This window comes from Bradyrhizobium erythrophlei (assembly GCF_900129425.1).
GTDB lineage: Bacteria > Pseudomonadota > Alphaproteobacteria > Rhizobiales > Xanthobacteraceae > Bradyrhizobium > Bradyrhizobium erythrophlei_C.
In genome coordinates this window covers 6615313-6636653 of sequence record NZ_LT670817.1, presented here as the reverse complement: position 1 = coordinate 6636653, position 21341 = coordinate 6615313, and the positions used below count along the sequence as shown (strand labels likewise).

Genomic DNA, 21341 nt, shown 5'->3' with positions numbered 1-21341 from the left:
TTGTGCCCGAACAAACCGTCAAGCCGATCATCGGCTATCTCGGCTTGCCGTTGCTGTGCCTGCTGGTGATTGCCTTCGTGCCGGCCATCAGCACCGCGCTGCCGCGCGCCTTCGGTTACTGACCGCCGTCAGTTGAGAGAGACCATATGATCACAAAAATTCTGCTGACCCATACGCCTCAGTTCCGGCGCCAGTATTACGGCGAGCGCAGTCTGAAAGGCCTCCAGGCCCTGGCCCAGGTCGTTCTCAATGAAGCCGATGACGCCCTCGACGCTGCCGGCCTGATCGAGGCCGCGCGCGATGTCGATATCATCGTCGCCGACCGCCTGACGCAGGGGCCGGGTGAGATTTTTCCGCGGCTGCCAAAGCTGCGCGCCTTCGTTCGCTGCGCGGTCGATATCCGCAACATCGATGTCGCGGCCGCTTCCGCGGCGGGTGTGCTGGTCACGCGGGCCGAACCCGGCTTCGTGCCATCGGTGGCGGAACTTGTGCTTGGCTTCATGGTCGATCTGTCGCGTGGAATTTCGCGCGCCACGGCGGACTACCACTCGGGGCGGGCGCCGGAGGTCGTAATGGGGCGGCAACTGGCCGGCAGCCGCCTCGGCATCATCGGTTACGGCAGCATCGGCCGTTATCTCGCTCCGATCGCTCTCGCGCTCGGGATGGAGGTTCTGGTGGCCGATCCGTTCGCGAGCGTGAACGACGCCAGGATAAGACATCTGTCGCTCGAAGACCTTCTGGAACGGTCCGATTATGTGGTTTGCCTCGCAATCGCCAACGAAAGCACGGAAAATCTGATCGGACAGGCGGAGTTGGCGCGCATGCGATCGCACGCATTCTTCATCAATCTGTCTCGCGGCAACCTCGTCGATGAAGCCGCGCTGATGGCGGCGCTGCGTGAGAACCGCATTGCCGGCGCGGCGATGGATGTCGGCCGCGCGCTGGATCAAATGCCGTCACCCGAACTGGCGAAGCTGCCGAATGTCATTGCGACGCCGCACATCGGGGGGCTGACGCCACCGGCGATCGAAAGCCAGTCGTCCGAGACCGTTCGCCAGGTCGAAGCGATTATCGATGGCAAGGTCCCGATGGGTGCCGTCAATGCCGATCGTTGGAAACGTCGTCCTTGAGTGCTGACCAGGAGCCGGTAAAAATTGCGAAGGACGCCTGAATCGTTCTCGAAAGACACGCTCCCGCCAAACGGTTTTGCGCAACCACCTGAATTCGACATCCCCGTCACTTCCACAAAAAGGCTTCTGATGCGGCTTCCCTTCTTTTACGGCTGGATCATCATCGCGGTGACGTTCGTCACCATGGCGATCGGCGTCAATGCGCGCACCGCGTTTTCGCTGTTCTTTCCGCCGATCATCGATGAGTTCGGTTGGGAGCGCGGCGTCACCGCCGGTGCATTTTCGTTCGGCTTTCTGGTTTCCGCCGCGGTCAGCCCGCTGATCGGCCGCATGATGGACCGCTTCGGCCCGCGCACGGTGATGGAACTCGGCGTGGCTTTGATGGCGAGTGGCTTGTTGCTCGCGCCGCTGACCACGCAGCCCTGGCATCTGTATCTGACCATCGGCGTGCTGGTCGGCGCCGGCAGCATCTGTCTCGGCTATTCCGGTCAATCGCTGTTTCTGCCGAACTGGTTCAATCGCCGGCGCGGCCTCGCCATGGGGCTTGCTTTCGCCGGCGTCGGCTTGGGCTCCATGACGCTGCTGCCCTGGGTGCAGCACATGATCGAGCAAACCGGCTGGCGCACCGCCTGCACCGCGATGGGGATCGTGGTTCTGGTGGTGCTGGCGCCGATCAACCTGTTGCTGCGCAAGCGCCCTGAAGACATCGGGCTCGAACCCGATGGCGATGCCGCGCCCTCGGCCTCTACCAGACCGGTATCGAATGTCGTCGATCCCGTATGGGCCGGCATCGACTGGACCCTGCGGCGCGCGCTTCGCACCGCGCGGTTCTGGTGGATATCGCTCGGCTATTTCGGCGGCCTGTATATCTGGTACGCGGTGCAGGTCCACCAGACCAAATACCTGCTCGACATCGGCTTCAGCTCCAGCGTCGCGGTCTGGGCGCTTGGCGTGGTCAGCCTGCTCGGTATTCCCGGCCAAATCCTGCTCGGACACATCTCCGATCGGGTGGGGCGCGAATGGATCTGGAGTGCGAGTTGCTTCGGCTTTGCGATCTGCTTTGCGGCACTGATCGCGCTTAAGTATTTTCCGACGTTGCCGCTGGTCTATCTCATGGTGCTGGGGCAGGGCGCGCTGGGCTACGGCCTGACCTCGATCATGGGCGCGGTAGTGGTCGAGATATTTCAGGGCAAGCACTATGGCAGTATTTTCGGCTGCGTGATGCTTGCCGCGCTCGCCGGAGGTGCGGCGGGCCCCCTCGTCACCGGTGTTCTGCACGACCTCACGGGGGATTATACGCTCGCCTTCGCCATCGGGATCGGTGTCTGCGCATTGTCCGCATTCGCGATCTGGATGGCGTCGCCCGGCAAAATCCGCGCAGTCGCGGGCCAGTTGCACCGGACGCAAATCCAGAGGACCGGCTAGCTTGCCCTGCAGTCACGGATGAAGTGCTGCAACGTGCTGCGATGCTGACGCAGGTGCCGGCCGCGATCGCCACAGCGGATTGCGCCGGCTGAACACGACGAAGACCGCGGTCGCCAGACTGATCGCTGGCAGGATTGTCGTCGAGCCAGCATTAGCGCCGCCAAATACTCGTCCGCCGTGGCGGCTGTATTCGGACGAAAAATTCCGTCAGGCCGATGAAATTCCCATGGCTCTCTGCAGATCGCCGATGGCACGCAGGAAGCTGTCAGCTGACGTGGTCTCCGGATCAATCAGACGGTGCAGACGAAAGCCGTCCTCCAGCGCCAGCAGAATCGCGGCGGTCCATGCCGGGTTCAGGGGTCCGTTCTTTCCGCTGTTCGTCGACGTGGTCTCGACGATATCCGCAATCAGTTTTCTTCTGGCCCGCAGGCGCTTGGCAAGGTCAGGTCTGCGCTTTTCGGCGCGTGCCACAAACAGGATCATCTCCATGTGCAGAAGCGGAGAACGACCGAGCGGATCCTGTCGGCTGCGGTCCATGGTCTTTAGCGCATCGATAAAATCCGCGAGGTTCTTGTGCCTGGCGAGAAGATCGAGATTGCGTCGAATGGATTGCTCGACATGGTCCTCGATCATGGCGATGATCAACTCGTCCTTGCTCTTGAAATTCGAATAAAATGCCCCGCGCGTGAAGCCGGCCGCAGCCGCAATGGCCTCGATGCTGGCGCCGCCGATTCCCTGTTCCTCGAAGGCGCGCGCCGCCGCCTCGAACAGTTTTTCGCAGGTTTCGTCCCGGGTCGGTCTGGTTCGGACTCTTGACATCGGCCTGTTTTAGGTCAAAATGCAACTCGATACAATAGTGTATCGAATTTCAGGGTGCCTGGATAACCACCTCGGGTCCGGCCTTTGAGCAGGCCAATGCACTCAACTTCGGGCGCTCCAGCGCGGCAACCAAATGAGGTCATCATGAACGAGCTTGTTCAGACGGCTACCACCGAGCCGCTTTTCAACCCGCTATCGCCGGAGTTCATTCGCGATCCCTATCCCCACTACGAGCGGCTGCGAACTACCGATCCAATGCACCAGACGGCGCTTGGCTCGTTTGTCGCGAGCCGGCACGCGGAAGCCAGTCTGGTGCTGCGCGACAAGCGCTTCGGCAAGGATTACGTCGAGCGGACGAAGCGGCGCTATGGACCGCAGATCATGGAGGAGCCGGTCTTTCGCAGCATGAGCCACTGGATGCTGCAGCAGGATCCGCCCGACCACACCCGACTGCGCGGCCTCGTGGTGAAGGCGTTCACGGCGCGCCGGGTCGAGGACATGCGCCCGCGCATCCAGCAGATCGTCGATGAAACACTCGACCGCATCGCCCCGAACGGGCAGATGGATCTGATCGAGGATTTCGCGTTCCGGCTGCCGGTCACCATCATCTGCGACATGCTCGGGATTCCCGAGGAGCATCGCGAGGTTTTCTACGCCAGCTCGCGTGATGGCGGGCGCGTTCTCGAGCCGGTACCGATGTCGCCGGCCGAAATCGAGCAGGGCAATGCCGCCAATGCAATGGCGCAGATGTACTTCCAGCAGCTTTTCGAACTGCGCAGACGCAGCCCGGGCGACGATTTGACGACGCAACTGGTGCACGCCGAGGAAGACGGCAGCAAGCTCTCCAACGAGGAACTGACCGCCAATATCATTCTGCTGTTCGGCGCCGGCCACGAGACCACCGTCAATCTGATCGGAAACGGGCTGTTGGCGCTGCACCGCAATCCCGATCAGCTCGCGCTGCTGAAGGCCAATCCCGCGCTGATCACCAATGCCATCGAGGAATTCCTGCGCTATGACTCCTCGGTACAGATGTCCGGCCGGGTGGCGCTGGAAGACATCGATGATCTCGGTGGCAAGAAAATCCCGAAAGGCGAGGGCGTGCTCTGCCTGCTGGGTTCGGCCAATCGTGACCCGGCGGTATATCCCGACCGTCCGGATCGCCTCGATATCACCCGACCCAATGTGCGTCCGCTGTCGTTCGGCGGGGGCATCCACTTTTGCCTCGGCGCCCAGCTGGCGCGCATCGAGGCGGAGATCGCGATCGCGAGCCTGCTGCGCCGACTGCCGGATCTGCGGCTCGACGATGCCGAAAATCCGGAATGGCGACCGACCTTCGTGCTGCGCGGCCTGAAACGGCTGCCCGCAAGCTGGTGACGGACCCTCACGAGGGCGTGGCGCCACGTCGCTGTGACTTCGCCACAGTTGGCTCTATATATGGCCTGTTCCGGCGTTGATCTCAGCGCGGCGGGCGGCTGGACGGTTTCGGGTCTCCTGGGCGAAGCCGCGGGCTGCCTGGCGACCGGATACATGCCGCGGGAGGCCGCGCCGGCACCTGCTCAAAGGGAGACGCCGTGCAGACGACGCTGCTCGGATTAGCGATTGCCTTCATCGTCGCGCTGCTTGCGGCGCTGGTCGGGCCGTACTTCATCGACTGGAATCAGTTCCGGCCGCAATTTGAGGCCGAGGCAACGCGGGTGGTCGGCGCGCCGGTGCGGGTCGGCGGCGAACTCGACGCGCGGCTGCTGCCGACGCCGTCGCTGCGGCTGCGCTCGGTGGTGGTCGGCGGTCCCAACGATCTCGGCAAGGTTCGCGCCGACAAGCTCGATGTCGAATTCAGCCTGGGCTCGCTGATGCGCGGCGAATGGCGTGCCGACGAACTCACCATCAACGGCATGTCGCTCGATCTCGGCCTCGATTCCCAGGGGCGGATCGATTGGCCCGCTTCGACCGGCAAGTTCAACCTGGGAACGCTTTCGATCGACCGTCTGAACCTGACCGGCCGCATCGCGCTGCATGACGCCGCAAGCCGCGGCACGCTCGAGCTGAACGATATCGCTTTCAGCGGCGACGTTCGCTCGCTCGCCGGCGCAGTACGCGGCGACGGCAACTTCGTGCTGTCAGGTACGCGCTACCCGTTCCGCGTCTCATCCGGTCAGAGCCCCGATGGCACCGGCACACGCGTGCATCTCAACATCGATCCCGGTATGCGTCCGTGGTCCGCTGATCTCGACGGCGTGCTTTCGTTCGAGGCACGCGCCCCGCGCTTCGACGGCGCCTTGGTTCTGGCTGTGCCCGCCGGCCCCAAGTCCAACGGGGATGTCCCGATCACGCCTTGGCGGATATCGGCCAAGGTCAAGGCGGACCCGGCCACAGCAAGGCTCGAACAGCTTGAGGCGAGCTACGGCGCCGAAGAGACCGCGTTGAAATTTGCCGGACTGGGCGACATTCGCTTTGGCGCGTCGCCGCAGCTCCACGCCGCACTCACGGCGCGGCAGCTCGACGCCGACAAGTTTGTCGCCAAAGACAATAACGCCGGCGAGCCGTTGCGGCTATTGCCGGGGTTGCGCGCGCTTATCGCTGACATTCCGCAGGCTCCGATTCCGGCCAAAATCGAATTCAGCGCCGAACAGATCATGCTGGGCGGGCGTCCGTTGCAGAATCTTTCCGCCGATCTGCATGCCGACGCCGGATCCTGGAGCATCGACCGGCTGGATTTTCGCGCACCCGGCGCCACCAGTATTTCCCTGAGCGGCATGAATACCCCAGTGGCTTCGTCCGGAAGCTTCAAAACAGCACTCAGCGTTGACTCATCCGATCCGGATACGCTGCTGGCGTGGTTGCAGGGCCGCAGCGAGATCACCCATCGCAATCAAAAGCCGCTGCGGCTGAGCGGCGACGTCAGTGTGACCCCTGGTCGCGTTGCCATCGAAGCCATGAAAGCCGAGATCGATGGCGGCGCCGTCGAAGGCCGGATGGCGGTTTCAAATCCGCCAGCAGGCGGCGGCTCCCGCTTCGACGCCGAATTGACGGCGGAACGTCTCGATCTCGATGCCGCTACAGCCTTCGCGCGTTCGCTGGCCGGTCCGCAAGAGGAGTGGCCGGACGAGGCGCAGCTGTCGCTGAATATCGGCAGCGCCATATCGTCCGGTCAGGAGTTGCGCCCGTTCGTCGCGAAGCTCGGCTACGGTCCGAACACGATTTCGCTCGACCAACTGAAGATCGGCGGACCTGCCGGCGTGATGATGGAAGCGGCGGGAAGTTTCGACCGAGTCAATGCAACCGGCAAACTGGCGCTGAATTCAAGCGTCGCATCGCTGGGCCAGATCACCGGCCTGATCGCGCCGCTGGCGCCGGCGCTGGCGTCCCGGCTCAATTCGATGGCGGCGGTTCCGGGCCCCGCGCACTTGAGGCTCGCGCTCGATCTCACCCGGAATTCCGAACACGCCGGTCGCGCCAATGCGCGCGCGGTGCTCGACCTTGACGCGCCGCAACTCAAGGGCACGGCCACCATCACGGCAAAGCCGGATGCCGCAGCGCTGCGCAAGATCGATTTCGATGCACTCGGGCGCAGTGAATTCGGCATTGAGACCAACTTATCTTCGGAGCAGGGCCGTTCATTGCTTGCCTTGCTCGGGCTCGATCGCGCCATCGCGGCGGGCGAAGGTCCGGCGCGGTTTGAGGGATCGGCGACGGGCATGTGGCGGGCGCCGCTGCGGCTGAAGGCCCGGATCTCGGGGGCGGGCCTCGACGCTGAAGCGCAGGGGAGTGCGGAACCCTGGGCGTCCGAGCCCAGGGCCAGCGTCAATCTGAAGGTTCGCAGTGTCAATCTGGCGCCGCTGTTCGATCTCAAGCCGGCCGATGCGCTGGCGCAGAACGTCAGCGTGTCGTCGCGTGTCTCGCTGTCCGGCAACAAGCTGACCTTGGACGATCTGGACGGCGCGATGGCGGGCTCGCGGCTGCGCGGCCGGCTGGCGTTGACCCTTGACGATGAAAAAAACGTCGAGGGCGAACTCGGACTCGACACGCTCGATCTCAAGCCGGCCTTTGCGCTTGCTGTCGGCGCGGCCGGGCACGATGCCGCCCAGCCGCTCGGCTCGGGGTTGTTGAAGGGCTGGCGCGGCCGCATCGCATTTCAGGCGTTGCGCGGCACGCTTCCGGGCGGCGGCGAGTTGCGCCCGGTCAGCGGCACCGTCAAGAGCGACGGCCAGTCGCTGACCTTTGACGCCATCAAAGGCAACATCGGTGGCGGCGAGGCGAACGCCACGATCGACGCCAGGCCAAGCACGAACGGTATCGCGCTGAATGCGCGCGTTCAATTCTCGGGCGTCGACGGCGCGGCGCTGCGTTATCGCAGCCTCGTACTGCCCGCCGGCCGTGCGTCGATGCAGATGACGCTGGCGAGCGAGGGCCGCAGCGCCTCGGCACTGATCGGCGCGTTGTCCGGAAGCGGGACCTTGACGCTGGAATCCGCTCGTGTCGCCGGGCTCGATCCCCGCGCCTTCGACACGGCGATCCGCGCCAGCGACAGCGGACAGGCCAGCGACGACAACAGGCTGCGGCAGATCGTCGAGCCGGTGCTGTCAGCGGGCGCGTTGTCGGTCAAGTCGGCGCAAATTCCATTCAATATCAGGGATGGCCGGCTTCGCGTCGATGCCACCACACTCGACGCCGATGGCGCACGCGCGATCGTGTCTGGTGGATACGATATCCCCGCCGACCAGGCCGACATTCGCGTCAATCTGGCGTCGACGACGACGGGATCGGCGACCAGCCGTCCGGAAATTCAATTGTTCGCAGTGGGCTCGCCGGATGCGCTCGATCGCACCGTCGACGTGGCGGCGCTGTCGTCATGGCTGGCGGTGAGGGCGATCGATCGCGAAACCCGAAGGCTGGATTCAATCGAGCGCGGAGAACCGCCGCCGGCTTTGCCTGCGTCGATTCCACCCCCCGCGGCAACACCGCCGGCCGGAATGCCGGAGGCGGTCCCCCCGGATCAACCCTTCTCCGGGGTGCCGATGCCGGGCACCGATCCGCGCCGGCCTCAGCCGAAGCCAACGGTGAGTGCCCCGCGTCCGCCGGCGGCTCCGCCACCTGCCAATGCACCTGTCGTCAGCCAGCAGGTAACGCCCCTGCCGCCGCCGATCGAGATCCGCCCGGCTCCCGGCCTGCTGCGACCGCCGTCGAAGCCGAAGCCACACCCGCCGCTGGTGCTGACGCCGCCGGTTGCAACTCCGCAGCGGCCGGCGTTCTAGCGCATTTCATTTCCCCCGATCGGACGTCTATGGCGAAGACCGCGACGTTTGTTGCGAAACATTAACTTGCTGGCCAGCGGGCCGTAACGCGGCAAGTCGCATGTTGGGTGTCATCGGCGCCAGCCGCCGCGTTATCACCTCAATCATGGAGACTTCCGTATGACAGATCATCGATCTGATCCTTCTTCAGTTCCCTTCCATCCGCGCGCCCGGCGTTCGCTGTTTTCCGCACGCAGGATTGCGCTGATGGCTTCGGTGGTGGCCGGTCTTGGCGTTGCCGTCTGCGGCTTCGATTCCTCGCCTGGCGGCTTCGGCCTTCTTGCAAGTCCGGCGCATGCGCAGGTCAATAATGATGTCAGCAATGTCGCACAGCCGATCGGGTTCGCCGATATCGTGCAGCGCGTGAAGCCCTCGGTGATTTCAGTCAAGGTCACGATGAAGGACAAAGCGGCCGATGCGAGCGACCGCGGTAACGATGAGTCGGATCAGTCGGGCCCGCCGATGGAACGTTTCTTCCGGCGGTTTGGCGGCCCTGAAGGCACGCCTCCCGGCATGCGAAATCACCGCGGTGGTCATGGCGTCATGATGGGTCAGGGCTCGGGCTTCTTCATCTCGCCCGATGGCTATGCGGTGACGAACAATCACGTTGTCGCTGGCGCGGACAAGGTCGAGGTGACGACCGATGCCGGCAAGACCTATACCGCAAAGGTCATCGGCACCGATGCCCGCACCGATGTCGCGCTCATCAAGGTTGAGGGCGGCGCGGACTTTCCATTCGCCAAACTTGCAGCAGGCAAGCCGCGGATCGGCGACTGGGTGCTCGCAGTCGGCAATCCCTTCGGTCTCGGTGGAACCGTCACCGCCGGCATCGTCTCGGCCAGCGGCCGCGACATCGGCAACGGCCCGTACGACGATTTCCTCCAGATCGACGCGCCCGTCAACAAGGGCAATTCGGGTGGACCTTCCTTCAATATGCAGGGAGAAGTCGTGGGCGTGAACACCGCGATCTACTCCCCGTCGGGCGGCAGCGTCGGCATCGCCTTCTCGATCCCGGCTCCAACCGTGAAGAACGTGATCGCCCAGCTCAAGGACAAGGGCACCGTCAGCCGCGGCTGGATCGGCGTCCAGATTCAGCCGGTCACCCAGGATATCGCCGATAGCCTCGGTCTGAAGAAAGCGGAAGGCGCGCTGGTCGCTGAACCGCAAGCCAGCGGCCCCGCTGCCAAGGCCGGTATCGAATCCGGCGACGTCATCACGTCGGTCAACGGCGAAACCGTCAAGGACGCCCGCGAACTCGCCCGCACCATCGGCGGCCTCGCGCCCGGCGATGCGGTCAAGCTCAACGTCCTGCATCAGGGCAAGGACGAAGCCATCAATCTGACGTTGGGTCAGTTGCCTGCCACGCAGGAGGCGAATGCCGATACCGAGCATGGTTCGGACGTCCCGCGGCTTGGCCTCACGATCGCGCCCGCGGATTCAGTTGCGGGTGCCGGCAAAAATGGCGTCGTTGTCACCAGCGTCGATCCGAACAGCGCTGCCGCGGAAAGAGGCTTCAAGGAAGGCGACGTCATTCTCGAAGTGGCGGGAAAATCCGTGGCGAACCCCGGTGACGTGCGTGACGCGATCAAGACAGCGCACGCCGACAACAAGAACAACGTCCTGATGAGGGTTCGCTCCGGCGACACCTCTCACTACGTCGCTGTACCGCTCGGCAACGGCTAATAAAAGCAGCAACGCACAAAGCCGGCAGCGTCATCGCGCGCTGCCGGCTTTTGCGCGCGGTCAGCGCTCATCCGCTGGTCGCGTGCCGGCTGGCCAGCGGCTACAGCAGCGTGCTGGCGGAGAACGCCCCATCAGGGCTTCGAACTCATTCAGAAGCCCTATTCGGTCGAAGCGCTGTCGCGAACGCTGCGCAGAGCCATTCTGGAACGAACCCCGGCCAACTGATCGTCCGGTATCTTGGCCTCGTGGTTCGGGACGCGCGGCGTTGCCGCGCGCTCCACAGATGTAGGTCTAGAACTCATCCTGCAGAGCGGCTCTTGCGCACGTCTCGAAGGATGAGGCCACTGAACCGGAGATGCGTTAGAGTCTGATCTCGCGTTCGGCTCTGATCGCGTGCAAAAACGCATGGTCGTGACTCACGGCCATCACGGCGCCGTCGAATCCCGACAGCGCGGCCTCCAGCACCTCGATCGAGGTGAGGTCGAGGTGGTTGGTCGGCTCGTCCAGCAGCAGGAGCAAGGGCGGCCGCGGCCTTGCGAACAGGCAGGCCAGTCCCGCACGCAGACGCTCGCCGCCGCTCAGCGTGCCGACGATCCGCAGCGCCGCCTTGTTGCGGAACGCGAAGTGCGCCAGCGTCGTGCGCGCTTCGTTGTCGGACAAATCCGGATTGAGGCGGCGCAGATTGTCGAGGATGCTGGCCGAAGGATCGAGGAGGCCGACATGCTGATCGAGCATGGCGATGCGATCGGTGAGGCGGCAGATCTCTCCGGTACTGGGCTCGAGTTCTCCCATGATCAGGCGAAGCAGCGTGGTCTTGCCGGAACCGTTGACGCCGTTGATGGCGATGCGTTCCGGGCCGCGCACCGTAAAGGATAGCGGGCCGAACAGGCGGCGATGATCCCATGCCATCGCGACCTCCTCGAAGGCAATCAGTTCGCGGCCGCCGCGCAGCGCGGTTCTAGGTAGTTCGATCGCGAGTGGCGTCAGCACCTCGACGTGGGCGCGCGCCTCTTCGAGGGCCTCGGCGCGATCGCCGATCAGGCGGCCGGCGAGGTGGGCCTCGCGCGCGCCGCTATTTTCGGCGCGCTGTTTTTCGGCGTCCATGAACATCTTGTCTTCGATGCCCTTGGCGCGCCAGGCGCGGCCGGCCTTGTCGCGACGCGCCTTTTTCTCGCGGGCTTTCTGGACGGCGCGCTCGGCATGGCGCAGGGCATCGGCGGCCCGGTCGAGTTCAGTTTCGGCGCGCGCCCGCGCGGCATCGCGGGCTGCGGCAAATGCCGACCACGCGCCGCCGAAGATGGTGACGCCGACGGCGGTTAGTTCGACGATGCGGTCGACGCGCTCCAGCAATGCGCGGTCGTGGCTGGCGACGACCACGCCGCCGCGCCAGCGTTCGAGCAATTCGGCGACGGCCTTTCGGCCATCGGCATCGAGATTGTTGGTCGGCTCGTCCAGCAGCAGCAGGTCCGGGGCCTCGATCAGGAGGCGCGCCAGCGCCACGCGGGTGCGTTCGCCGCCGCTGAGCGAAGCGAGCCGGCGCTCCCTCGGCAGAGCGGGCAGGCCGCTTTCGACCAGCGCCGCATCCAGTCGCGTTTCCAGCGTCCAGTCGGCCTCTGTGGCGTCATCCAGCGAACCCTCGCCGCTTTCGAGCCGGCGCAGACGGGCAAGACCGTCGGCAACGCCCAGCGCCTCGGCGACCGTCAGGCTGTCGTCCGCCAGCTGTGCCAGCATGCCGACGGAGCCAGCGCGCAAAACCGAGCCGCTGGCAGGTTCGACCTCGCCGGCGATCAGCCGCAGAAGGGTGGATTTGCCGCAGCCGTTGCGGCCGACGATGCCGGTCCGCTCGCGCCCCAGCGCAAGCGTCAATCCGTCGAAGAGCGGGCGGCCGTCAGGGGTGGCGAGGGAGATCGAATCCAGCGTGAGGAACGCGGTCATGGCAGGCTTCCGAAATGGACAGGGAACGCGAAGCGATGTGCCTTGCGATGTCCATTTCAGCCTCCATGAGGGGTTACCGGTCGGATCGCTCTTCCATAGAAATTTGCGGGCTTCCGCGCAAGGGGTGACGCGTGTGCCGCGGCGGGAAATTTATCCGGCGCCAAACGCGACGGCGACGTTGTAGGTCGCGAGGCTCGCCACATAGGCCAGCGCCAGCATGTAGGCGAAGGTGATCGCCATCCATTTCCAGCTTCCGGTCTCGCGGCGGATCACCGCCAGCGTGGAAGCGCATTGCGGCGCGAAGATGTACCAGGCGAGCAGCGACAGCGCGGTCGCGAGGCTCCATTTGGTGGCAAGCACCTGACCGATCTGCTCGGCGGCTTCCTTGCCGCCCTCGATGGCGTACACCGTACCAAGGGCTGCGACCGCGACTTCCCGCGCGGCCATGCCCGGGATCAGCGCCACCGCGATCTGCCAGTTGAAGCCGAGCGGGGCCAGCAACGGCGCCAGCGCCTTGCCGATCATGGCCGCCAGGCTGTAGTTGATGGCGGGGTCCTGCGCGCCGGCCGGCGGCAGCGGAAACGACGCCAGAAACCAGATCAGCACCATCATCGAGAAGATCGTGGTGCCGGCGCGCTGCAGGAACATCTTGGCGCGGGTGTAGACACCGATGGCGATGCTTTTCGGGCGCGGCATCTTGTAGTCGGGCAATTCCAGCATGAACGGCGCCGGCGCGTAGTCGCGCCACATGAAGAACTTGATCAGGAACGACACGCCGAGCGCGCTTCCGATGCCGGCCGCATAGAGCCCGAACATCACAAGGCCTCGCAGATTGATGAAGCCCCATACAGTTTGGTCGGGGATGAAGGCGGAAATGATCAGCGTGTAGACCGGGATCCGCGCCGAACAGGTCATCAGCGGCGCGATCAGGATGGTGGTCAGCCGGTCGCGGCGATTGTCAATCACCCTTGTTGCCATGATGCCGGGGATCGCGCAGGCGAAACTCGACAGCAGCGGGATGAAGGCGCGGCCGTGCAGGCCGGCGCCGCCCATGATGCGGTCCATCAGGAACGCCGCGCGCGCCATGTAGCCGAAATCTTCCAGGAGCAGGATGAACAGGAAGATGATGACGATCTGCGGCAGGAATACGATGACGCTGCCGACGCCGGAAATCACGCCGTTCTGAAGGAAGCTTTGCAGGATGCCCGCCGGCAGCGTGTCGTGAACCAGTTGCCCGAGCGCTTCGAAGGCCGACGACAATAGCTCCATCAGCGGCTGCGCCCAGGTGAATACCGCCTGGAACATCACGAACAGGATCAGCGCCAGGATCGCAAGTCCGGCCACCGGGTGGAGCACGACGGCGTCGATCCGCGCGGTCCAGGAGTCGGGCCGTGCCGGCAGGCTGACGGTCGCCGCGATGATGCGATCGGCCTCACGCTGGGTGGCGCGTAATTCGGCGATCGTGAGCGGTCGCCAGAGGTTTTGTTGAAGCGGCGTTGGCGTCTGCAGCGCGATCTCGTCGGTCCGGCGCAGCAGATCGGCGGTACCGCCCTTGCGCACCGCGATCGATGTCACCACGGGAACGCCGAGCGCCTCGGACAGCCGTGCCACGTCCACCGTGACGCCGCGGCGAGTGGCGATGTCGAACATGTTGAGCACCAGCATCAGCGGCCGGCCGGTGCTTTTGAGTTCGAGCACGAGCCGGATCGTCAGCCGCAGATTGGTGGAATCGGCGACGCAGAGCACGAGGTCCGGCAGTGCCTCGCCGGGCGTGCGGCCGAGCACGATGTCGCGGGTGATTTCTTCATCGGGACTGCGACCGCGCAGCGAGTAGGTGCCGGGCAGGTCGACCACCGACACCTGGCGTCCCAGCGGCGTGACGAACGAACCCTCCTTGCGCTCCACGGTAACGCCCGGATAGTTCGCGACCTTTTGCCGGCTGCCGGTCAGCGCATTGAACAGCGAGGTCTTGCCGCTGTTCGGCGTGCCCACCAGAGCCAGATGCATCAACGGAGCTTCCATGGCTTAAGGTTCGCTTGCTTCAGGCGACAATGATGGCCATGGCCTCGCGCCGGCGCACCGCAATCGTGACGTTCTCGACCCGGACCGCGATCGGATCGCGCCCGATCACGCCTTCGTGCAGCACCTCGACCCGGGCGCCCTCGACGAAGCCGAGTTCGATCAGCCGGCTTTCGAGCTCGATCGCCGACAGCGCAGAGCCCGCATCGCCGGCGGCGAAGTGCTGGATCACGCCGCAATAGCCGCGTTTGGCCAGGCCTAGCGGCAGTTGCAGGCGAGCGTCGCTGGTTTCAATCATGCCCTGTATTTTCAATCGGCGGCCGACAGGTCAAGCGCAGCAGTCAAAATGAGGCCGCTCCTTAGAGCGATTGTAAGAAAGCCCTGCGCGGCTGCCGGTCCTGGAAAATGCCGTCCGACTCCCTTTCGAATCCTTAAGGAAAAGCAAGGCAGCGCAGGAAATTGCAGCCGGTTTAGGCAAGAACCTTGAACCGTTCGCCCAGCCTAATCGGACCGGGTGCGAAGCTGGTCCCGGGCCTTGCCGACCGTGTCGGCGGAAACCGGCGCAGCGGCGGTTTTCCAGGCATTTCGAATGTAGGTGAGCACGGCCGCCACCTGTTCGTCGTTCAATTGCCAGCCGAACGACGGCATGCCCGGCGCGGTCGGTTCGGCTTTGGTTGCCACACTTCGGCCGCCGCGCAGCACCAGCCGGATGGCGCTGGTGGGGTCGCTGGCATGGGCGAGGGAAGATTGCGCCAGCGACGGAAACAGCATCGCCACGCCCTGTCCATCGAGACCGTGACAGGCCGAGCATTGATCGCGATAGATGGCCTGGCCCGCCGCCATCACCGGCTGCGCCGCTTGCGCCGGCGCCTTGTCCTGCCGCGCCGGCAGCGACTTCAGGTAGGTGGCGATCGCATGCAGATCGCTGTCGTTATATTGCGAAGTGGAATTGACGATTTCCTCGGCCATCGGTCCGGTTGCGGCCGTCATCCGGTTATGGCCGGTCCTGAGATAGCCCGTGATGTCGGCCTCGCTCCACTGGCCGAGTCCCTGACTGGTATCTGCGGTGATGTCGGGCGCAAACCAGCCCTGGAGGTTGAAGCCGCGCAGGTTGTCGCCCGACTTGTCGCCGCCGAGGGAGGTTTTCGGCGTATGGCAGGCCGTGCAATGACCGGGGCCCTGGACCAGATAGGCGCCACGATTCCAGTCCGCCGACTGGCTGCTGTCGGGCTGGAATTCACCTTCGGTGAAATACAGCGCATCCCAGGGCCGCATCGCCTCGCGGATGTCGAACGGAAACGGCAGCGTGTTGGCCTTGACCGCCTGGTGCACCGGCTCGACCGTTGCCAGATAGGCGCGGATCGCCAACACGTCGTCGCGCGTCATCTTGGTGTAGGCCGGAAACGGCATCGCCGGGTAGAGCCTGCTGCCGTTCGGGCGAACACCCCGGCGGACGGCGTCGACGAACTGCTGGTCGCTCCAGGCGCCAATGCCGGTTTCGTTATCGGGCGTGATGTTCGACGAGGTAATGATGCCGAACGGCGTCTCGATCGGACGGCCGCCGGCGAACGGCTTGCCGGCGTCGAGCACGGTGTGACAGGCATAGCAGTCGGCGACGGTCGTGAGGTAACGGCCCTTTGCAATCCGATCGAACGCCTGGCCGTCCGGATCCGCGGCGGTGCCCAATGCCCCGGCGAGCCAGGCCGCCGCCGCGCCAAACACAACGAAGGGGATCGCGGCTTTACGCATGGACCAGCGGCCCCGGGTTTTTCAGATACTGGCCGCGGATCGCCGTCGCCGCCCAGAACGCCAGCGCCGCCACCGTGCCGGTCGGGTTGTAGCCGGCGTTTTGCGGGAAGGCGCTGGCGCCGGTGACGAACAGGTTCGAAACGTCCCAGCTTTGCAGGTATCGATTGAGTGCGCTCGTGGCGGGGTCGGTCCCCATGATTGCGCCGCCGTTCAGATGCGTGGTCTGGTACTCGGTCGCGTCATACGGTGCCTTGCGATACTGCTTGTCGAGCGTATGCGCGCCCATGGCACGGATGATCTCGGCAAACTTGTCGGTCAGGAAGGCGTTCTGCTTGATCTCGTTGTCGTGGAAATCGATCGTCATCCGCATCAAGGGCCGGCCGAAGCGGTCCTTGTAGGTCGGATCGAGATCGAGATAGACGTCGCGGTAGCTGTAGAAGCTGCCGTGCACGCCGGTGCCCGGCCTTACCTGTGACAGATAGTTGTCGCGCACCGCGCTCTTCCATTGCGCCCCCCATTTCGGTGTTCCCGGCGGGACGCCGGTCGACTGGATCGGCCGGCCGCCGGTCTGCACCTGGCCCATATAGCCGCCCCCGACGAAGCCGAGGGGGCCGTGGTCGAAATTGTCGCCGTTGAATTCGTCGATGCACATGCCGATCGCGCCCGAGGCGATGAACGGGTTGAAATTGAATTTCTTGTTGTCGAAAAAGCCGTTGACGGTCGAGATGGTCTGATGCGTGAAGTTGCGGCCGATCACGCCCTTGTTGGCGACGGGGTCATAGGGCGTGCCGATCTTCGAGTGCAGCAGAAGCTGGACATTGAACATCGTGTAGGCCGAGAGGATCACGAGATCGGCCGGCTGCTCCCATTCAACGCCGCCGGTGTCGACAAAGGTGACGCCAGTGGCGTGCTTGCCGGAGCGGTCAAGGTTGATGTGAAGAACCTCCGAATTGTCGCGGAACGAAAAGTTCGATTTGCGGATCAGCAGCGGCAGGATGGTGGTTTGCGGGCTGGCCTTGGAGTAATTGCCGCAGCCGAACCACTCGCAAAATCCGCAATAGGTGCATGGGCCCATGCGAATCCCAAGCGGATTGGTGTAGGCCTGCGAGAGATTGCCTGAGGGTTGCGGAAACGGCTTGTAGCCGAGTTCGCGCGCGGCCTTTCCGAACAGCGTGTGGCTGAACGGCTGTTTTTGCGCCGGCGTGGGGTAGGGCCGGGAACGCGGTCCCTCGAACGGATTGCCGCCTTCCTGGATCTGGCCGCGCAGGTTGCCCGCCGTGCCCGAGGTGCCGCACAGATATTCGAACGCATCGTAATGCGGCTCGAGATCGTCATAGGTGACGCCAAAATCCTGGATCGTCATGTCCTCGGGCAGGAACGCGGCGCCGTAGCGCTCGGTGAGATGGGTGCGCAGCACGAAATCGGTTGGCAGGAAGCGAAAGGTTTCCGCGTTCCAGTGCACGCCGCCGCCGCCGACGCCGTTGGGCGGCATGAAGGAGCCCCAGTCGCGGATCGGCAGCGCAGTCTGGTTCATCTTGTTGCGGAACGTGAAGGTCAATTGCTCCGGCCGAAGGAAGAGTTCGTGGCGGATGCGATAGCGCAACTCGTCCTGGGCGTAGTTTGGCGGGAATTCCGTCGGCGCGTCGCGCCAGGGACCGCGCTCGATCGCGATCACGTCGAGGCCTTCGTCGGTCAGCTCGTTGGCCATGATGGAGCCGGTCCATCCGAGCCCGACGATGACGACGTCCTTTTTCGGCAGCTTTCGCGACATCGCGCCTCGCTTCAGGTTTTCGGTGTCCAGTCGGCGCGGCCGGTGATGCTCACGGGCGGCAGCGGAAAGCGTTCGTTGTGGCGCTCGACCCAGTCGAGATAGTTGTAACGCGCGCCGGGGTAGCCGATCATCTTCCACGCCACCATGTCGCGGTTGCCGCCGTACAGCGGATCGGCAAAGAAACCTTCCTGCACGTCCTTGACGACCAGTTCGAAGAAGGATTGGGCATCGATGCCTTCGAGTTTTGTCTTTTCATCCTCGATACTTTTGAGGAGTTCGTCCTTTTGCTCGTCGGACAAATCGGCGAAACGTTTTCCCTGGTAGCTTGCCTGGCAATAGCGATCGAGCGCGGCCAGCGCTTTGCGATAGGTCGCCGCCGGTCCGTCGGCGGATTGCGCGCCCTGTTGCTTCGTTCCCGACATGAATGGCGGTTGGGTGTAATGGCCATCGGACCGGCCATACGGCCCGGCGAGCTGGCGATCGATAAAAACGGCGCAGCCGGAATCCTTGCCGCCGGGCGTTTGCGGGTCTGATGGAATGATGCGGTCGGCCAGCGCCTCGACGGCGCGGCCTTCGTCTGACGTGAAATAATGCCAGGGACCCGGTCTCACCGGGACCGGAGGACTGCCCGCGTTCGGCGTCCAAGGCAGGCCACCGGAGATGACGGTGGCCCGGCTGTTCATGGTGCTCAGCACCAGGATCGCGGTCCCCGCCAAAAAGTCGCGCCGCCTCATCACCATGATCAGCTACCCGATGCAAGCCGACCAATTGAATGCGTCCGCGCTACTTAAGTTCCAGTTTTTGATTCATAAAACGCGCATTCCGAATTGGCGAACCATCGCAATCAGATGCCGATGATTTGTCTGCCGAGCAGCCGACCTTCATCGAGTTCGATAATATCCTCGGCGTCCAAGAAACGTTCGCGCTTCCGCCACAACAAAGGTGCTTAAGGGAATGGTCGAGGCTTGGCGAAGACTTCGCCGCTAAATAACGATCCGCGTCGATGGCGAGACCGGCGCGGCCGCCTCCCGGAGCTTGCGCAACATACCGGGTGTCGAACACGCGCAGCACGCGATCGAAGGCCGATTGCTCGCCCCGGGGCGTGGGGCGGCATTTCAGAATTGTCGTCCAACGAGAACAGCCCCAGCACGGGGGCGCGCGCTGGGGCCGTCATTCATCGGACGCCAATTGGGGGGCACTGGGCGTCCGGAAGTACACCGACAAGTCACGCGGTTGGTAATGGTTCCTGCCGACAAGCGGGCACAGTGTCCCGAATCTGTGAATCGTCCCAGGCGATCTATCCCTGGGGCTTTGCATCCGGCGCGGCGGCCGTTGCGCGGCTCCGAAAATAATCCAGCACGAAAAGACGGATCGCCGACGACAGATTGCCCTGCTGGCGGTTGTTGTCGATCTCGCCCACCAGCTCGGACAACGTCATGTCCCTAATTCCGGAGATTTCCTTCATGCCGTTCCAGAATGCCTCTTCGAGGCTGACGCTGGTCTTGTGACCCGCGACCACGATCGAGCGCTTGACCACGGGTGATTTCATGGCGCGTCCTCGCCGTCGATCCGATGCTGATCCAGCAAGTCGTCGGTGCGCTTGGCGCGCCGTTCGTCCATAACACGTTCGGATTTGGTTCGGCCAAATCGCACCCGGTTGGCGTCGGCCTGCTTTGCCGACTGCTCTCGCTCGATGCGCCTCTTGAATCGCTTCAGGTTGACCACGTCCCCCATGCCTGTCCCCATCATCCGATCAACTGGGTGCCTGCAACATTATCACCCAGGAATAAGTGGTCACGCTGAGTGTCAGCCGGCTCGGCCGTCATTAATCCCTGCATAGCATTCTGATTAGAATCAAAAAATAATTCCACTTTGCGAAAGCGCAATGTTTTGCTCTACCACGCCCTTACGCGACCACAATAGCTGATCGATATCAGTTTAGGTTACGACCTATAACCTTAGGTTACGACCTATAACCGTCTTTACGTCCAGTAATTCCCCGGGGGCCCGCAACGCGCTCAGCCGGGGTGTGTCATTTTGTCCGGCCGCACCAGCCGGTCGAATTCATCAGCGGAAACAAAGCCGAGCCGCACAGCCTCCTCTTTCAATGTCGTGCCGCGGACATGGGCGTTTTTGGCGACTTTGGCGGCGTTGTCGTAGCCGATCCTGGGCGTGAGCGCCGTCACCAGCATCAGCGAGCGCTCCATCAAATCCCGGATGCGTTTCTCATCGGCGCGAATTCCCTCGACACAATGCTCGGTGAAGGAGCGCGCGACGTCGGCCAGGAGCTGTATGGAATGCATCATACAATATGCCAGCACCGGCTTGTAGACGTTCAGCTCGAAATGGCCCTGGCTGCCGGCGACGGTTATCGCGGTGTGGTTGCCGAACACCTGACAGCAGACCATGGTCATCGCCTCGCATTGCGTCGGATTGACCTTGCCCGGCATGATCGAGGAGCCCGGTTCGTTTTCAGGCAGGATCAGTTCGCCCAGGCCCGAACGCGGACCGGACCCCAGCAGGCGGATATCGTTGGCGATCTTGAACAGGCCGGTCGCCACCGAATTGATGGCGCCGTGCACGAACACATAGGCGTCGTTGGAGGCCAGCGCCTCGAACTTGTTGGCCGCGCTGGTGAAGGGCAGTTTTGTAATCTTGGCGACGTGTTTTGCGAACAGCCTGGCGAATCTCGGCTTCGAATTGAGGCCGGTTCCGACCGCGGTGCCGCCCTGTGCCAGCGGATAAAGATCCCTGACCGCCACACGCAGCCGCGTGATGCCGCTCTCGATCTGCGCGGCATAGCCGGAAAATTCCTGGCCGAGCGTCAGCGGCGTCGCGTCCTGGGTGTGGGTGCGGCCGATCTTGATGATATGCGCGAAGGCCTTTTCCTTTTTGCGCAGCGCGCGGTGAAGTTCGCTCAGCGCCGGAATGAGATCGGCCGTGATGCGCATCGCGGCGGCGATGTGCATCGCGGTCGGGAACGAGTCGTTCGACGACTGACTCATGTTGACGTGATCGTTGGGATGAACCGGCTGCTTGGCGCCGAGCTTGCCGCCAAGCATTTCGTTGGCGCGATTCGCGATCACTTCGTTGAGGTTCATGTTGGTCTGCGTGCCGGAGCCGGTCTGCCACACTACCAGCGGAAAATGATCGTCGAGCTTGCCGTCGATCACCTCACGCGCGGCGCGGATGATGGCGCGGGCGCGGCGCTGGTCAAGCAGGCCAAGCTCGCGATTGGATTCCGCCGCCGCCAGCTTGACGATGCCGAGCGCGCGCACGATTGCCATCGGCATGCGGTCCTGGCCGATGCGGAAATTCTGCCTGGAGCGTTCGGTCTGTGCGCCCCAGTAGCGGTCGGCGGGGACCTCGACCGGGCCGAAGCTGTCGGTCTCGGTGCGCGTGGAATTGGATCGCGGGGTTGCTGTCGATCGAGCCATGAACAATGTCCGTTACGCGAGGCCGCATCGCGCGGCGCGGCACGTTCATTCTACAGAGCCGCGGGATTCGTGCGCGCGG

At 63.9% G+C, this 21341-nt stretch carries 15 protein-coding genes; 5 read left to right on the top strand and 10 right to left on the bottom strand.

Annotation, left to right across the window (positions count from 1 at the left end; translation table 11 throughout):
• The first annotated feature begins 146 nt into the window (after positions 1-146).
• Together B5527_RS31655 and B5527_RS31650 are read left to right on the top strand one after the other, a co-directional pair.
• Positions 147-1130, top strand: coding sequence for a hydroxyacid dehydrogenase (locus B5527_RS31655; RefSeq protein ID WP_079605004.1), 984 nt, complete (start codon positions 147-149; stop codon positions 1128-1130).
• Between the two features lie 129 nt (positions 1131-1259).
• Entirely contained in the window at positions 1260-2555 is a 1296-nt protein-coding gene (locus tag B5527_RS31650; protein ID WP_079605003.1) for an MFS transporter, read from the top strand.
• A 207-nt stretch (positions 2556-2762) separates the two neighbouring features.
• Here B5527_RS31650 and B5527_RS31645 read toward each other — a convergent pair whose 3' ends face one another.
• Positions 2763-3374: a TetR/AcrR family transcriptional regulator gene (locus B5527_RS31645; RefSeq protein ID WP_079605002.1), complete on the bottom strand. Its 612-nt coding sequence runs from the start codon at positions 3372-3374 to the stop codon at positions 2763-2765.
• Between the two features lie 144 nt (positions 3375-3518).
• Here B5527_RS31645 and B5527_RS31640 point away from each other — a divergent pair, with 144 nt between their 5' ends.
• From B5527_RS31640 to B5527_RS31630, 3 genes are all read left to right on the top strand, one after another.
• Positions 3519-4751 (top strand): cytochrome P450, encoded by a 1233-nt coding sequence (locus B5527_RS31640; RefSeq protein WP_079605001.1) that lies wholly within the window; start codon positions 3519-3521, stop codon positions 4749-4751.
• Between the two features lie 197 nt (positions 4752-4948).
• Positions 4949-8629, top strand: a complete 3681-nt coding sequence (locus tag B5527_RS31635) for an AsmA family protein (protein WP_079605000.1) — start codon at positions 4949-4951, stop codon at positions 8627-8629.
• 159 nt (positions 8630-8788) lie between these two features.
• Complete coding sequence (locus tag B5527_RS31630) at positions 8789-10351, top strand: Do family serine endopeptidase (RefSeq protein ID WP_079604999.1); 1563 nt, start codon at positions 8789-8791, stop codon at positions 10349-10351.
• Between the two features lie 360 nt (positions 10352-10711).
• Here B5527_RS31630 and B5527_RS31625 read toward each other — a convergent pair whose 3' ends face one another.
• From B5527_RS31625 to fumC, 9 genes are all read right to left on the bottom strand, one after another.
• Entirely contained in the window at positions 10712-12286 is a 1575-nt protein-coding gene (locus B5527_RS31625; protein ID WP_079604998.1) for an ABC-F family ATP-binding cassette domain-containing protein, read from the bottom strand.
• 150 nt (positions 12287-12436) lie between these two features.
• Positions 12437-14308: a ferrous iron transporter B gene (gene feoB / locus B5527_RS31620; RefSeq protein WP_079604997.1), complete on the bottom strand. Its 1872-nt coding sequence runs from the start codon at positions 14306-14308 to the stop codon at positions 12437-12439.
• Positions 14309-14327: 19 nt separating this feature from the next.
• Positions 14328-14603 (bottom strand): FeoA family protein, encoded by a 276-nt coding sequence (locus B5527_RS31615; protein ID WP_079604996.1) that lies wholly within the window; start codon positions 14601-14603, stop codon positions 14328-14330.
• Between the two features lie 203 nt (positions 14604-14806).
• A complete protein-coding gene (locus B5527_RS31610; RefSeq protein ID WP_079604995.1) occupies positions 14807-16054 on the bottom strand; it encodes a c-type cytochrome in 1248 nt (415 codons plus the stop codon).
• Entirely contained in the window at positions 16047-17825 is a 1779-nt protein-coding gene (locus B5527_RS31605) for a GMC family oxidoreductase (RefSeq protein ID WP_079604994.1), read from the bottom strand. The genes B5527_RS31610 and B5527_RS31605 overlap by 8 nt, the downstream gene beginning before the upstream one ends.
• Positions 17826-17836: 11 nt before the next feature.
• Positions 17837-18559, bottom strand: a complete 723-nt coding sequence (locus B5527_RS31600; protein WP_245332346.1) for a gluconate 2-dehydrogenase subunit 3 family protein — start codon at positions 18557-18559, stop codon at positions 17837-17839.
• Between the two features lie 563 nt (positions 18560-19122).
• Positions 19123-19374: a ribbon-helix-helix domain-containing protein gene (locus B5527_RS31595; protein ID WP_079604992.1), complete on the bottom strand. Its 252-nt coding sequence runs from the start codon at positions 19372-19374 to the stop codon at positions 19123-19125.
• Positions 19371-19559, bottom strand: a complete 189-nt coding sequence (locus B5527_RS31590) for a DUF4169 family protein (RefSeq protein ID WP_079604991.1) — start codon at positions 19557-19559, stop codon at positions 19371-19373. Before B5527_RS31590 ends, B5527_RS31595 begins: the two co-directional genes overlap by 4 nt.
• A gap of 284 nt (positions 19560-19843) precedes the next feature.
• Entirely contained in the window at positions 19844-21262 is a 1419-nt protein-coding gene (fumC, locus tag B5527_RS31585; RefSeq protein ID WP_079604990.1) for a class II fumarate hydratase, read from the bottom strand.
• Positions 21263-21341 lie beyond the last annotated feature (79 nt).